At 72.9% G+C, this 13,266-nt stretch carries 13 protein-coding genes; 3 read left to right on the forward strand and 10 right to left on the reverse strand.

What is annotated here, in order from left to right; translation table 11 throughout:
• Positions 1-149: 149 nt before the first annotated feature.
• The gene (bldG, locus tag ACIRVH_RS36070; RefSeq protein ID WP_010986038.1) at positions 150-491 is read right to left on the reverse strand and encodes an anti-sigma factor antagonist BldG; all 342 of its coding nucleotides are present in this window, start codon (positions 489-491) and stop codon (positions 150-152) included.
• Positions 492-572: 81 nt separating this feature from the next.
• Between bldG and ACIRVH_RS36075 the strand changes: the two genes are divergently transcribed.
• Positions 573-3,041: a DEAD/DEAH box helicase gene (locus tag ACIRVH_RS36075; protein ID WP_403962523.1), complete on the forward strand. Its 2,469-nt coding sequence runs from the start codon at positions 573-575 to the stop codon at positions 3,039-3,041.
• Here the strand turns inward: ACIRVH_RS36075 and ACIRVH_RS36080 are convergent.
• From ACIRVH_RS36080 to ssd, 7 genes are all read right to left on the reverse strand, one after another.
• Positions 2,992-3,387 carry an Rv3654c family TadE-like protein gene (locus tag ACIRVH_RS36080; RefSeq protein WP_403962526.1) on the reverse strand — a complete coding sequence of 132 codons (396 nt, stop codon included), beginning with the start codon at positions 3,385-3,387 and terminating at the stop codon, positions 2,992-2,994. The two genes, ACIRVH_RS36075 and ACIRVH_RS36080, sit on opposite strands and share 50 nt — an antisense overlap.
• A gap of 269 nt (positions 3,388-3,656) precedes the next feature.
• Entirely contained in the window at positions 3,657-4,019 is a 363-nt protein-coding gene (locus ACIRVH_RS36085; RefSeq protein WP_403962529.1) for a TadE family type IV pilus minor pilin, read from the reverse strand.
• A gap of 22 nt (positions 4,020-4,041) precedes the next feature.
• Positions 4,042-4,257 carry a DUF4244 domain-containing protein gene (locus ACIRVH_RS36090; protein ID WP_403962531.1) on the reverse strand — a complete coding sequence of 72 codons (216 nt, stop codon included), beginning with the start codon at positions 4,255-4,257 and terminating at the stop codon, positions 4,042-4,044.
• A 65-nt stretch (positions 4,258-4,322) separates the two neighbouring features.
• The gene (locus tag ACIRVH_RS36095; RefSeq protein ID WP_403962534.1) at positions 4,323-5,108 is read right to left on the reverse strand and encodes a type II secretion system F family protein; all 786 of its coding nucleotides are present in this window, start codon (positions 5,106-5,108) and stop codon (positions 4,323-4,325) included.
• A complete protein-coding gene (locus ACIRVH_RS36100) occupies positions 5,105-5,950 on the reverse strand; it encodes a type II secretion system F family protein (RefSeq protein WP_403962696.1) in 846 nt (281 codons plus the stop codon). Before ACIRVH_RS36100 ends, ACIRVH_RS36095 begins: the two co-directional genes overlap by 4 nt.
• Positions 5,951-5,957: 7 nt before the next feature.
• Entirely contained in the window at positions 5,958-7,163 is a 1,206-nt protein-coding gene (locus tag ACIRVH_RS36105) for a TadA family conjugal transfer-associated ATPase (RefSeq protein WP_403962537.1), read from the reverse strand.
• The gene (gene ssd, locus ACIRVH_RS36110) at positions 7,160-8,266 is read right to left on the reverse strand and encodes a septum site-determining protein Ssd (protein ID WP_403962540.1); all 1,107 of its coding nucleotides are present in this window, start codon (positions 8,264-8,266) and stop codon (positions 7,160-7,162) included. The genes ACIRVH_RS36105 and ssd overlap by 4 nt, the downstream gene beginning before the upstream one ends.
• Positions 8,267-8,848: 582 nt before the next feature.
• Here ssd and ACIRVH_RS36115 point away from each other — a divergent pair.
• A complete protein-coding gene (locus ACIRVH_RS36115; protein WP_403962543.1) occupies positions 8,849-9,682 on the forward strand; it encodes an HAD family hydrolase in 834 nt (277 codons plus the stop codon).
• Between the two features lie 331 nt (positions 9,683-10,013).
• On the opposite strand, the gene ACIRVH_RS36120 is transcribed toward ACIRVH_RS36115, so the two are convergent.
• Positions 10,014-10,877: an oxidoreductase gene (locus tag ACIRVH_RS36120; protein ID WP_403962546.1), complete on the reverse strand. Its 864-nt coding sequence runs from the start codon at positions 10,875-10,877 to the stop codon at positions 10,014-10,016.
• A gap of 100 nt (positions 10,878-10,977) precedes the next feature.
• On the opposite strand from ACIRVH_RS36120, the gene ACIRVH_RS36125 reads away from it, so the two are divergent.
• Positions 10,978-11,958, forward strand: a complete 981-nt coding sequence (locus ACIRVH_RS36125; protein WP_403962548.1) for an ATP-binding protein — start codon at positions 10,978-10,980, stop codon at positions 11,956-11,958.
• A 3-nt stretch (positions 11,959-11,961) separates the two neighbouring features.
• On the opposite strand, the gene ACIRVH_RS36130 is transcribed toward ACIRVH_RS36125, so the two are convergent.
• Positions 11,962-13,224 carry a hypothetical protein gene (locus ACIRVH_RS36130; RefSeq protein WP_403962551.1) on the reverse strand — a complete coding sequence of 421 codons (1,263 nt, stop codon included), beginning with the start codon at positions 13,222-13,224 and terminating at the stop codon, positions 11,962-11,964.
• Between the last annotated feature and the right edge of the window lie 42 nt (positions 13,225-13,266).

Here is a 13,266-nt window from a genome sequence, read left to right on the forward strand (position 1 = left end):
CCCTCGCGACTACGGGCGTGCGATCCGGGGGCGGGGCGCCGAGAGCCCACACCCCCTGATGAACTTCTGGCCCCGGACACACCGGCCCGGGGCGGGACCGACCGGCGTCCGGACCGATGGTCGGTCCGGACCCGGCGATCGGCCCGGTCTCAGTCGGTGGCCGCCACCGCTTCCTCGACCGAGGTGTGGATCGGGAACACCTTGGTGAGGCCGGTGATGCGGAAGATCTTCAGAATGCGCTCCTGGTTGCAGACCAGGCGCAGCGAGCCCTCGTGGGCACGCACCCGCTTCAGGCCGCCAACCAGCACGCCGAGCCCGGTGGAGTCGAGGAAGTCCACGCCCTCCATGTCGACGACGAGGTGGAAATTCCCGTCGTTCACCAGCTCGACCAACTGCTCGCGCAGCTTGGGCGCGGTGTATACATCGATTTCGCCACCGACCTCGACGACCGTACGATCGCCGACGGTACGGGTCGACAGGGACAGGTCCACGGATCCTCCAGCACCTTGCATCGAGCGGTCGCCCCTAGGGACACCTCGGCTTGCGGCCCCCGGGACGCATCGCCAGCCGCGATGGCATTCAATCACTTACTGGCAGGCGTGCACGACGCCTTGGCTCCATTGTCCGCTACGCCAGTGACACACTCGGTGCCGATGGCCAAGAATCACCGACCCGATCGACCCCTGGCGGACCGGGCGTCCCGCCCGTCTCCGGGCACCGTCCTGGACCGGCTCGCCTCCGGGCCGAGCCGCTCCGCGCGCATCACTCATACGGAGCACTTGCCCCCGCGCGCGGGTCGGCATGCCGTCTGGCCTGATCGAATTCGCTCGGAAGTGATCGCGGCCGTGCAGGCGTGCGGCATCGAGCACCCCTGGACCCACCAGGCGCTGGCCGCCGAGCACGCTCTGGACGGCGATTCGGTGGTCGTCGCCACCGGCACCGCCTCCGGCAAGTCCCTCGCCTACCTGGTGCCCGTCCTGTCCGCCCTCCTGGACGGCTCCGCGGCCCCCAACGGCCGTGGCGCCACCGCCCTCTACCTCGCGCCCACCAAGGCGCTCGCGGCGGACCAGTGCCGGTCGGTGAAGGAACTTTCACAACCGCTGGGCACCGCGGTACGCCCGGCCGTGTACGACGGCGACACGCCGTTCGAGGAACGCGAGTGGGTCCGCCAGTACGCCAACTACGTCCTGACCAACCCCGACATGCTGCACCGGGGCATATTGCCGTCCCACCCCCGCTGGTCCTCCTTCCTGAAGTCGCTCAAGTACGTCGTCATCGACGAGTGCCACACCTACCGGGGCGTGTTCGGCTCGCACGTCGCCCAGGTGCTGCGCCGGCTACGCCGCCTGTGCGCCCGCTACGGCGCCTCGCCCGTCTTCCTGCTGGCCTCCGCGACCGCCGCCGAGCCCGCCGTCGCCGCCCGCCGGCTGACCGGCCTGCCGGTGGTCGAGGTCGCCGACGACGCCTCCCCGCGCGGGGAACTCGTCTTCGCCCTCTGGGAGCCCCCGCTCACCGAACTGCACGGCGAGAAGGGTGCACCCGTCCGGCGTACCGCCACCGCCGAGACCGCCGACCTGCTGACCGACCTCACCGTGCAGGGCGTGCGCTCGGTCGCCTTCGTGCGCTCCCGGCGCGGCGCCGAGCTGATCTCGGTGATCGCCCAGGAGCGGCTCGCCGAGGTGGACCGCTCCCTGGTCCGGCGTGTCGCGGCCTACCGCGGCGGTTACCTCCCCGAGGAGCGCCGCGCCCTGGAACGCGCCCTGCACTCCGGGGAACTCCTCGGCCTCGCCGCCACGACGGCCCTGGAGCTGGGTGTGGACGTCTCGGGCCTGGACGCGGTGGTGATCGCCGGGTACCCGGGCACGCGCGCCTCCCTGTGGCAGCAGGCGGGCCGTGCGGGCCGCTCCGGGCAGGGCGCCCTGGCGGTACTGGTGGCCCGCGACGACCCGCTGGACACCTTCCTCGTCCACCATCCCGAGGCCCTGTTCGACCAACCGGTCGAATCCACGGTCCTCGACCCCGACAACCCCTACGTCCTGGCCCCGCACCTGTGCGCCGCCGCCGCGGAGATCCCGCTGACCGAGGAGGACCTGGACCTCTTCGGCCCCGCGAGCGAAGAGCTGCTGCCGCAGCTGGAGGCCGCGAAGCTGCTGCGCCGCCGGACGAAGGCCTGGCACTGGACGCGCCGGGAACGGGCCGCCGACCTGACCGACATCCGCGGCGCGGGCGGGCGGCCCGTGCAGGTCGTCGAGGAGGGCACGGGACGCCTGCTCGGCACGGTGGACGCGGGCGCCTCCCACTCCACGGTCCACGAGGGCGCCGTGCACCTCCACCAGGGCCGCACCTACCTCGTCCGCTCCCTCGACCTGGAGGCCTCGGTCGCCCTGGTCGAGCAGGCCGACCCGCCGTACTCGACGGTCGCCCGCGACACCACGTCCATCTCCGTCCTGGAGACGGACATCGAGGTGCCCTGGGGCTCCGGCCGCCTGTGCTACGGCTCCGTCGAAGTCACCAACCAGGTGGTCTCCTTCCTCCGCAGACGACTCATCACGGGCGAAGTGCTGGGCGAGACGAAACTCGACCTCCCTCCTCGTACGCTGCGCACGCGCGCGGTGTGGTGGACGGTCACCGAGGACCAGCTGGACGAGGCCCGGATCGACCCGGAGATCCTCGGCGGCTCCCTGCACGCCGCCGAGCACGCCTCGATCGGCCTGCTGCCCCTCTTCGCGACCTGCGACCGCTGGGACATCGGCGGCGTGTCGGTGCCGCTCCACCCCGACACGCTCCTGCCCACGGTCTTCGTCTACGACGGCCACCCCGGCGGAGCGGGCTTCGCCGAGCGGGCCTTCCACACGGCCCGCGAGTGGCTCGCCGCCACCCGGGAGGCCATCGCCTCCTGCGAGTGCGACTCCGGCTGCCCGTCCTGCATCCAGTCCCCCAAGTGCGGCAACGGCAACGATCCACTGCACAAGAGGGGGGCCGTACGGCTCCTCACGGTGCTGTTGCGGGGAGCGCCGGAGGAGAAGCCGGACGAGGGCTGAGGGGTACGGCGTCCAGGGCAGCTGCCTCACCCGGCACGGGGGTCGGCGCGGCGGACGGCATGGGTCCCGGCGGCACCGGCCCCGCCGGCCCCGCTCGGGCCCTGACCTCCGCCGCGAACGGCCCCCGTCCCGACGCCGCCGTCACGTCCGAGGTCTCGCCCACGATCGCGCACCGCACCAACCGGGCCCCCTGCGCGGCCGCCACCCGCTCCGCCCGGGCACAGGCCTCCGCACCGCCCTCGGCCCAGTGGTCCGCCGCCGCGAGCGCCGCCAGATCCGCACCCCCGGCCGCCCGATGCCGTACGACAACGGCCTGCCCGAGGGCGAGCACGGCACCGAAGACCACACAGAGCACGGCAATCGCCCCAAGGCTCCAGATGGTGGCGGACCCCCGATCCGAGCCCTGGAGGCCCCGCCGACGGCGTTTCAACCCCCTGCCTCCGAGGTCCTCACGACCGGGACGGCGATCCACGGCCCCACCGCCAAGGTCCACACGGCCATCGCGGGGCCGGCGCGTCACGGATCCACCTCCTGGGTCCCCGCGGCCGGGGTGGCCCTTCACGACCCGGCCTCCCCGGTCGCCGAGTCCGGACCAGGCCCCGAGTCCGGGCCGGCTCACGGCCCCACCTCCCCGGTCCCCGCAGCCGTACCCGGGCCCGCTCCGACCGCGTCCTCCGCCGCCGCCACGGCCTCCTCCCGCACCTCGAAAGGCAGGCCGGTCAGCAGCGGCGGCTTGGCCACCACCGTCACGTGGATCTGGTCGCCCTCCCGGCCGACCTTCACCCGTGCCCCACGCGGGGCCGCCTCCTGGGTCACCTCCACCACCGCGCCGGGCGGATCCTGCCGGGCAGCGGCCCGGGCGCCCGTGCGAGCGGCGTCCACGCACTGGATCTGCGCCGCCACCGCGAGCAACGCCCAGACCAGCGCCATGGTGAACGCCACCAGCACGGACAGCACCATGGCCGACTCCGCGGTCACGAACCCCCGGTCCGCCCCTCGCTCACATCCGCGCACTGAGGGCTCGCTTCACGATGGCCTGCAACTCCGCCTTGACCTGGCCGCTGGTGACGACCTCGTAGAGCAGCAAGGCGAACCCGACCGCCGCGACGATCCCCATCGCGTACTCGGAGGTCACCATTCCGGCGTCCCCGCGGCACCGCTCCCGCAGACGCATCCACAGCCTCACGGCCCTGTCCCGCACCTTGAGGTTCCGCATCTCGAACTCCCCTCGTTCCAGCTCTGTTGTCCGATGTCCGACTCACCTGCAACCTGCACCGCCCGTCAGCGCCCACCTCCTCCCACCACTCCGCCCGCCAGCCCGATCACCACGGGCAGCACGCCGATCGCGATGAACGCGGGCAGGAAGCACAGCCCCACCGGCGCGGAGACCATGACGGCCGCCCGGCGCGCCCGGGCCGTGGCGGCGCGGGCCCACTCCCCGCGTGCGTCCGAGGCGAGGCGGGCGACGGGCGCCGCCGCGGGCAGCCCCGACTCGTCGGCCCGCTCCAGCAGCCGGGCCAGGGCACCGGCGCCGGGCAGCGCGGCCAACCGCCGCCAGACGTCGGCCGGTTCGCCACCGAGCCGCACCTCCGCCGCACCCCGCGCCAGCGCGTCCCCGACCGGTCCGCCGAGGGCCTCCCCCACCGCCTGCGCCGCGATCACCGGACCGGCGCCGGCCGCGATGCAGGCCGCCAGCAGATCCGCGGCGAGCGGGAGTTGGCGGGCGGCCAGACCCGTGTCGATCTCCTCCGCCGGGCCCTCCTGCGGCTGCCGGCGCCGCCATCGCCACAGTCCCGCGGCGACGCCGAGCCCCACGACCGCACCGACGACCCCGCCGACCAGCACCCACGCACCGCACACCGCTCCGGCCAGGGGCAGCCACCGCCGTACCGCCGCGCCGACCTCGAGGGACGGTGCGGACTCGGCCGTCTCCAGGGCCAGCAGTTCGACCAGCCGGCGCCGCGACCGGCGCCTGCGCCGGGTCAGGTCCAACCACCGGACCGCCCAGCCGAGGGCCGCCACGACGGCCGTGACCGTCCCCAGCCTGTGGACGACTTCCCCGCTCACACCGCCTCAGCTCCCCGCACGATCCGCGCCGCCCACCAGATCCCGGCGCCTTCGAACACCGCCCCGGCCACCAGGCAGCCCAGCCCGGCCCCGCTGTGCAGCAGCACCCGCAGCGGGTCGGCGCCCATGGCCGAGCCGAGCAGCAGCCCGAGGGCGGGCAGCACGGCGAGCAGCAGTGCCGTCGCCCGGGCGCCCGCCAACTGGGCGCGCAGGTCGGCCCGCTGGTCCCGTTCGTCGCGCAGGGCCGCGTCCAGCCGGTCGAGGCCGGCGGCGAGTCCTGCGCCCTGGTCCACGGCCACCCGCCAGCAGGCGGCGAGCCCCAGCAGCCCTTCGGCGCCCGGCCGGCGGGCCGCGACGGCCAGCGCACCCGGCACGTCCCCGCCGAACCGCGCCGCCGCGACCACGGCCGCCTGCGCGTCCCCCAGCCCGCCGGAGTCCCGCGCGGCCCGCAGCAGTGCCTCAGCGGGTTGCCGTCCCGCGCGGACTTCCCCGGCGAGCGCCCCGCACAGGCCGATCACCGCATCCGCGCGCCCGTCCCGGGCCCGCCCGGCAGCTCGGGCCAGCCGCATCCGGCGCAGCACCGGAACCCCGGCCGCCCCCGCGACGGCCGGAATCACCGAGGAACCCAGCACAGCGAGCAGCAGCCCGGCCGCGAGCGACCACCACTCGGCACCCAACCTCGCGTGCAGCCGCCGCAGTTCGGCCACGGCCTGCTCCCAGGTGGGCGGCCCGGTCGCCACCACTCCGCCGCCGGCCAGCAGCAGCCGCGCCCGCCGCACCCCGTAGTGCCGCCCGCCCAGCAGCCAGGCCGCCGCCCCGACGCAGGCCACCGCCGCGCTCATGGCCGTCTCACTGCTCACTTCCGTCACTCCTCTCGCTCCCGAACTCACCGCGCAGCAGCTCCCGCAGCCGCTCCCAGCCGCGCTCCCGGGCGAAGGCCCGCGTGCCCCACCGCAACGCCGGCACCGTTCGCACCAGCCCCGAGGCATCCCGCTCCAGCACGTGCACCTCGGCGATCCGGCGCCGCCCGGACCGGTCCCGTACGAGGTGGAGCACCACAGCCAGCGCGGCCGCCAACTGGCTGTGCAGCGCGGCCCGGTCGAGCCCGGCCGCCGTCCCGAGCGCCTCCAGGCGGGCCGGTACGTCGGTGGCCGTGTTGGCGTGCACGGTGCCGCAGCCGCCCTCGTGACCGGTGTTGAGCGCCGCCAGCAGGTGGACCACCTCGGGGCCGCGCACCTCGCCCACGACCAGCCGGTCGGGCCGCATCCGCAGCGCCTGCCGGACGAGGTCCTCCAGGGTGACCAGGCCCGCGCCCTCCTGGTTCGCCGGCCGGGTCTCCAGCCGTACGACGTGCGGGTGTTCCGGTCTCAGCTCGGCCGAGTCCTCGGCGAGCACGATCCGCTCACCGGGCCCGACGAGACCGAGCAGGGCGCTCAGCAGGGTCGTCTTGCCACTGCCGGTGCCGCCGCTGACGAGGAAGGACAGCCGGGCCGCCAGCAGTGCCCGCAGGATCCGGTCCCCGCCGGGCGGCACGGTGCCCGCCTCGACCAGTTCCTCGAGGGTGAACGCCCGGGGGCGTACCACCCGCAGGGACAGGCACGTGCAGCCGACGGCCACCGGCGGCAGCACCGCGTGGAGCCGGGTCCCGTCGGGCAGCCGGGCGTCCGCCCAGGGCCGCGCGTCGTCCAGCCGGCGTCCGGCCACGGCGGCCAGCCGCTGCGCGAGGCGTCGTACGGCCGCCGCGTCGGGGAAGGTCACCGGGGCCCGCTCCAGGCCGCCGCCGCGGTCCACCCACACCCGGTCCGGGGCGGACACCAGGACGTCGGTGACGCTCGGGTCGGCGAGCAGCGGCTCCAGCGGGCCGGTACCGACGAGCTCGGACCGTAACTGCTCCGCCGCGCCGAGGACTTCGGTATCGCCCAGCACCCGGCCCTGTTCGCGCAGTGCCTGGGCCACGCGCGCGGGGGTGGGTTCGGCGCCGCTCTCGGCCAGCCGGCGGCGGACTCCGTCGAGCAGGGCCGCGCCGTCGGCCCGGTCCAGTCCGGGAGGCGTCATCGTGCGCCTCCCGCCTCGACCAGCGCCTGCTCCCAGAAGGTGGCGCAGAAGCGGGCCAGGGGGCCGCGTCCGGTCGCGCCGGGCGGTTTCGCTGCGCCCTGGGGACGCAGCAGCGCCGGTTCGACGGGCACTTCGCCGGCCAGGGGCAGGCCGAGCAGCCGGGCCACCTCGCGATCGTCCAGGCCGGGCGCGTACGGCCCGCGGACCGCCAACCGCAGGTCCCGGACGACCATGCCGACCGCCGAGGCCACCCGGCCCGCGGCCGCGACCGCGCGCAGTTCGGCAGGGACGACCAGAAGTGCCAGGTCGAGTTGGGCGAGGGCTTCTGCGACCCCGTCGTCCAGGCGGCGCGGGAGGTCGACCACGACCGTGCCGCCGCGCCGCCGGGCGGCGGCGAGCACCGCGCGCACGGCCGGGGGCGGGATCGCGACGCAGTCGCCGCGGTCCCAGCTGAGCACCCGCAGGGAGTGCAGCTCGGGCAGCGACTCCTCCAGGGCGCCGCCGCCGACCCGGCCGCGGGAGGCGGCGAAGGCGGGCCAGCGCAGTCCCTCGGCGCTCTCACCGCCGAGGAGTACGTCGAGTCCGCCACCCAGCGGATCGGCGTCCACGAGGAGTGTGCGCAGTCCCTCGCGCGCGGAGGTGACGGCGAGCGCGCAGGCGAGCGTGGAGGCGCCGGCCCCGCCCCGGCCGCCGATGACCCCGACGGTGAGGGCCGGGCGGCCGACGCCCTCGGCGACGTCGGCGATCCGGTCGACCAGCCACTGCTCGCCGTCGGGCAGCATCAGGACGTGGTCGGCGCCGATCTGGACGGCCCTTTTCCACACACCGGAGTCGTCCTGGTCTCGGCCGACCAGCACCACACCGGGCCGGCGCGCGGTCCCGCGGACCCGGCCGACGGCGTCGTCGCCGACCAGGACGAGCGGGGCCGCTTCCCAGCCACCGCCGTGGTCCGGCACGCCGGGGTGGACCTCCGGTGTGGCGCCCGCGGCCGCGCACAGGCGCAGCAGATCGTCGAGCAGTTCGGCGTCCTCGGTGACGATGAGCGGCCGTCCCGGCCGGCCTCCGGTGGCGGGCGGCGGGTCGTGGGTGACGGTTCCGGTCACGTGTGGTCCCCCTTCGCTGTGTCTTCCGCGCAGCCTCTGCGGCCTCGCGATTCCCAAAGATGTGAAGAACCGGCAACCGGCCTCCATATGAACGGCCGATAGGAACCGGCCATACGCGCTCGGGCAATCAGAACCGGCCATGAACTCGCCGCGGTCGGAGCGCGCAGGAATCACGGTGCAACGAAGCGGGAAATCGTGTGGATCTTGGTCAAAAACCGTGGACAACTCAGCGGTTGTGAATATCGCTGTCACCCATACCGGTGACCCCTGTACTGGCCCCTGTACAACTTCCACAGAGCAGCGCTGCGATTACCGTGAGTAACAGAGCGCGGGCGCGACGAAGGGGCGGCCCGCGCCGCCTGCTACCGGCCTCGCGACCGTTGAAGAGAGAAGAAAACCCACCCGGACATGCGACGACCCCCGCCGGGGGGGAGAGCGGGGGTCGTCCCCACGGCCGACTCGGGGGGGGAGGAGTCGGACCGGGTTAGCACGGTCGCGAACGATCCGTGACTTCCATGGTGTACCCGAGAGCCCTCTCAAGCAAACCCACGCGCCCCACCTTACGCCGAATGGTGGGCGCCTATGCTCAGGGGCGTGGAAAACCACTCCTTGCCCCGCGCAGCAGCCTTCTTTGACCTGGACAAGACGGTCATTGCGAAGTCGAGCACGCTCACGTTCAGCAAGTCGTTCTACCAGGGTGGCCTGATCAACCGCAGGGCCGCACTGCGTACCGCATACGCCCAGTTCGTCTTCCTGGTCGGCGGCCTCGACCACGACCAGATGGAGCGCATGCGCGAGTACATGGCCTCTCTGTGCCGAGGCTGGAACGTCCAACAGGTGCGGGAGATCGTCGCCGAGACCCTGCACGACCTGATCGACCCGATCATCTACGACGAGGCCGCCTCCCTCATCGAGGAGCACCACACGGCCGGCCGCGACGTCGTCATCGTGTCCACGTCGGGCGCCGAGGTGGTCGAGCCGGTCGGCGAGCTGCTCGGCGCCGACCGGGTGGTGGCCACGCGCATGGTCGTCGGCGACGACGGCTGCTTCACCGGCGAGGTGGAGTACTACGCCTACGGCCCGACCAAGGCCGAGGCGATCAGGGAACTGGCCGCGTCCGAGGGGTACGACCTCGACCGCTGCTACGCCTACAGCGACTCGGTGACCGATCTGCCGATGCTCCAGGCCGTCGGGCACGCGCACGCCGTGAACCCGGACCGCGCGCTGCGCCGCGAGGCCGTGGCGCGCGGATGGCCAGTCCTGGAGTTCCGCCGGCCGGTCCGGCTCAAGCAGCGGCTGCCCGCCTTCTCCGTACCGCCCCGCCCGGCCCTGGTCGCGGCGGCGGCCATAGGAGCGGCGGCCGCCACCGCCGGCCTCGTCTGGTACGCCAGCCGACGCCGCGGCGTCGCATCCTGACCCGATTCACCCCCTTTTGAACCCTAAAGTAAAGAAGTGCGGGCAGGGGTTCCGCTTGCTCCGGGGCTGCAGTACAAAGGACTCAACGGCCCGCGTGACCAAAGGACATCCGAGAGGATCCCCTACTACTACGCACTTGGCCCCACGGACCGCGTATGGACATTGGGCACCCACGCGACGTCGACCCGTCGATTACGGGCCAGCCGCACCAGGTGACGGGCAAAGTTCCCGACCTGATGGGCGACATATCGAGGACGCTTGGTAACCCGGTGAACATGCCAGCGGCGGTACGAGGACTCGTACCGCCGCAACCCATGTCCGGGACGATTTCTCAGGCCGCCCCGCGCTGCAGCGCCTCGCACACCGCGGTGGACTCGCGCACGCCCAGCTCGACCGCCCGGCCGCAGTGGGCGATCCAGGCCGCCATGCCCTCGGGGGTGCCGGAGACGTACCCGTCCAGTGCGGCGAGGTAGGAGGCTCGGCCCAGTTCGGCGTGGCCCACCTCGGCCGGGCAGACCGCCTTCGGGTCGAGACCGCTGCCGATCAGGACGATCCGCTCGGCCGCGCGCGCCACCAGGCCGTTGTGCGAGGTGAAGGGCCGCAGCGCGAGGAGTTCGCCGTGCACCACGGCGGCCGTCACCAGCGCGGGCGCGGAGGTCCCCGCGATGATCAGGTCCGCCAGGCCCTCCAGGCGTCCGGACATCTCCTTGGCGTCCGGCAGTGGCAGCTCGATCAGCGGCTCGTCGACCGGCTCGCCCGCCTGGCGCGGCCGTCCGACCTCGTCGCTCTTGTCCGCGGCGGCCACCAGATGCAGCCGGGCCAGCACCCTGAGGGGCGACTGCCGCCAGATGGACAGCAGCTGGCCCGCCTCGGCCGTGAGCCGCAGCGCCGCGCCCATGACGCGCGCCTCGGCGTCGACGCTGAAGTCGGTGCGCCGCCGCACCTCTTCCAGGGCCCAGTCGGCACCGGACAGCGCCGCCGAACCGCGGGCACCGCGCAGCGCGGCCTCGGAGGTGATCTCGTTGCTGCGGCGCCGCATGACCCGGTGCCCGTAGACCCGGTCCACGGCCTTGCGCACGGACTCCACGGACTCGGCCACACCGGACAGCGAGCCCAGGGCCGCGAGGGGGTCCTCCCCGTTCGAGCTCATTCGAGAGCTTGGGGGGGGTTCGGCGGTCGCGCCTGTCGTACTCATGAGTACGACACTACGCACCCGAGCCCTCCGCCCCACGAAGGAGTGGTCTTCTTCACTCCGTCTGACACATACAGCTATCAACTGACTACCCTTGGTGAACATGAAAATTGCTTTCGTCGGGAAGGGCGGCAGCGGCAAGACCACGCTCTCCTCCCTCTTCATCCGCCATCTCGTGGCCGCCGGCGCCCCGGTGGTCGCCATCGACGCGGACATCAACCAGCACCTCGGCCCCGCGCTCGGCCTCGAGGAGGCGGAGGCGGCCGCGCTGCCCGCCATGGGCGAACGACTGTCGCTGATCAAGGACCACCTGCGCGGCTCCAACCCGCGCATCGCCTCGGCCGCAACGATGATCAAGACGACCCCGCCCGGCGAGGGCTCACGGCTGGTCCGGGTGCGGGAGCCCAACCCGGTGTACGACGCCTGCGCCCGCCCGGTGGAACTCGACGGCGGCGCCGCCCGTTTGATGGTCACCGGCCCCTTCACGGACGCCGACCTGGGGGTCGCCTGCTACCACTCCAAGACGGGAGCGGTGGAGCTGTTCCTGAACCACCTCGTCGACGGCCCCGACGAGTACGTCGTGGTCGACATGACCGCGGGTTCGGACTCCTTCGCGTCCGGCATGTTCACCCGCTTCGACATGACGTTCCTCGTCGCCGAGCCGACCCGGAAGGGGGTCTCCGTCTACCGCCAGTACAAGGAGTACGCCCGGGACTTCGGTGTCGCCCTGAAGGTCGTCGGCAACAAGATCCAGGCACCGGACGACGTCGACTTCCTGCGCGCGGAGGTCGGGGACGACCTGCTCGTGACGGTCGGACACTCCGACTGGGTACGCGCCATGGAGAAGGGCCGTCCGCCCCGGTTCGACCTCCTGGAGGAGACCAACTGCCGTGCCCTGCACACCCTCCGGGCCGCCGCCGACGCCACGTACGAGCTGCGCGACTGGGAGCGCTACACACGCCAGATGGTGCACTTCCACCTGAAGAACGCCGAGTCGTGGGGCAGCGAGCGCACCGGGGTCGACCTGGCAGCGCAGGTCGACCCCGGGTTCGTGCTCGGCGAGAGCGTGGCAACTCCCGTCTGACGGCTACTGCTTGACCGCCGGCGCCCCGGGGACACCCTTTGGCGCCGGAGCCTGGTGGCCGGAGAGGAAGGACGCCCAGCCCTGCCGGGGCGCCTGGCCCACCTCCAGGGTGCGCATCTTCGCCAGCGTCTGCGGATCCTGGGCGTCCAGCCAGTCGACGAGCTGGTGGAAGGAGACGCAGCGCACCTCGGACTTGTTGCACACCTCCTTCACCACCTCGTCGACGGCCCGCATGTAGGTGCCGCCGTTCCAGGATTCGAAGTGGTTGCCGATGATCAGGGGCGCGCGGTTGCCGTCGTAGGCCCGGTAGAAGCCCTTGAGCAGGCCGTCGCGCATCTGGTCGCCCCAGTAGTCGTACATGTCGGGGTCGCCCTGGGTCTGCGTGCCGGACTGGTTGACCATGAAGTTGTAGTCCATGGTCAGTTGCTCATAGGTGTGCCCCGGGAAGGGGACCAGCTGCATCGACACGTCCCACAGGCCCTGCTTCTTCTTGGGCCAGACCTGGTCGTTGACTCCGCTGGAGTCGTAGCGGAAGCCCAGCTGGCGGGCCGCCTTCGTGAAGTTCCTCTGCCCTTCCAGGCAGGGGGTGCGGGCGCCGATCAGCTCCTTGTCGTAGTCGAAGGGAAGGGGGGCCGCGTTCTTCATCGCGGTGTTGGTCTTCCAGGACTTCACGAACTCCTTGGCCTGGGCGATCTCGCTCTTCCACTCCTTCACCGACCACTCGCCGACCCCGCCGTCGGGGCCGCAGAAGTGGCCGTTGAAGTGGGTGCCGATCTCGTTGCCCTCCAGCCAGGCCAGCCGCACCTGCTTGAGGGTGTCGGCGATGCCCTGCTCGTCGTTGAAGCCGATCTCCGAGCTGCCCGGCGAGTGCTGCGGGGGCCGGTAGCGGTCACGCTTCTCCTCCGGCAGCATGTACACGCCGCTGAGGAAGTACGTCATCGTCGCGTGGTTCTCCTTGGCGACCTTGCGGAAGTGGGAGAACAGCTTCTGGCTGTCCTCCCCCGCTCCGTCCCAGGAGAACACCACGAACTGCGGGGGCTTTTGACCGGGCTTCAGTCGCTCGGGGCTGGGCAGGTGCGGTTGCGCACCGGTGAACGCGGTCGACCCGTCGCCGATCAGACGGAGCACGCTGTTGGGCGCCGGGGCTCCCTTCTGCGGGCCTGACGACCCTTCCTTCGAGCCGCTGGAACTCGCGCAACCGGCGAGCGAGGCGGCACACGCCGCGGCGGCCATGGCGCCGGCGGCGATCCTCTGGTTGGCGGCCATGTTCCGCCCACCTTCTTCCTTCTCTCGGACAAACGCTGGCGA

Origin of the sequence: Streptomyces sp. NPDC101165 (assembly GCF_044768135.1) — a bacterium.
Lineage (GTDB): Bacteria > Actinomycetota > Actinomycetes > Streptomycetales > Streptomycetaceae > Streptomyces.

Bases quoted from the DNA above. Each gene is read 5' to 3' on its own strand.
- ACIRVH_RS36090 (WP_403962531.1), bottom strand. From the start codon at position 4,257: ATGCGGAACCTCAAGGTGCGGGACAGGGCCGTGAGGCTGTGGATGCGT.
- ACIRVH_RS36105 (WP_403962537.1), bottom strand. From the start codon at position 7,163: ATGACGCCTCCCGGACTGGACCGGGCCGACGGCGCGGCCCTGCTCGAC.
- ACIRVH_RS36100 (WP_403962696.1), bottom strand. From the start codon at position 5,950: ATGAGCGCGGCGGTGGCCTGCGTCGGGGCGGCGGCCTGGCTGCTGGGC.
- ACIRVH_RS36120 (WP_403962546.1), bottom strand. From the start codon at position 10,877: ATGAGTACGACAGGCGCGACCGCCGAACCCCCCCCAAGCTCTCGAATG.
- ACIRVH_RS36115 (WP_403962543.1), top strand. From the start codon at position 8,849: ATGCTCAGGGGCGTGGAAAACCACTCCTTGCCCCGCGCAGCAGCCTTC.
- ACIRVH_RS36125 (WP_403962548.1), top strand. From the start codon at position 10,978: ATGAAAATTGCTTTCGTCGGGAAGGGCGGCAGCGGCAAGACCACGCTC.
- ACIRVH_RS36130 (WP_403962551.1), bottom strand. From the start codon at position 13,224: ATGGCCGCCAACCAGAGGATCGCCGCCGGCGCCATGGCCGCCGCGGCG.
- ACIRVH_RS36075 (WP_403962523.1), top strand. From the start codon at position 573: ATGGCATTCAATCACTTACTGGCAGGCGTGCACGACGCCTTGGCTCCA.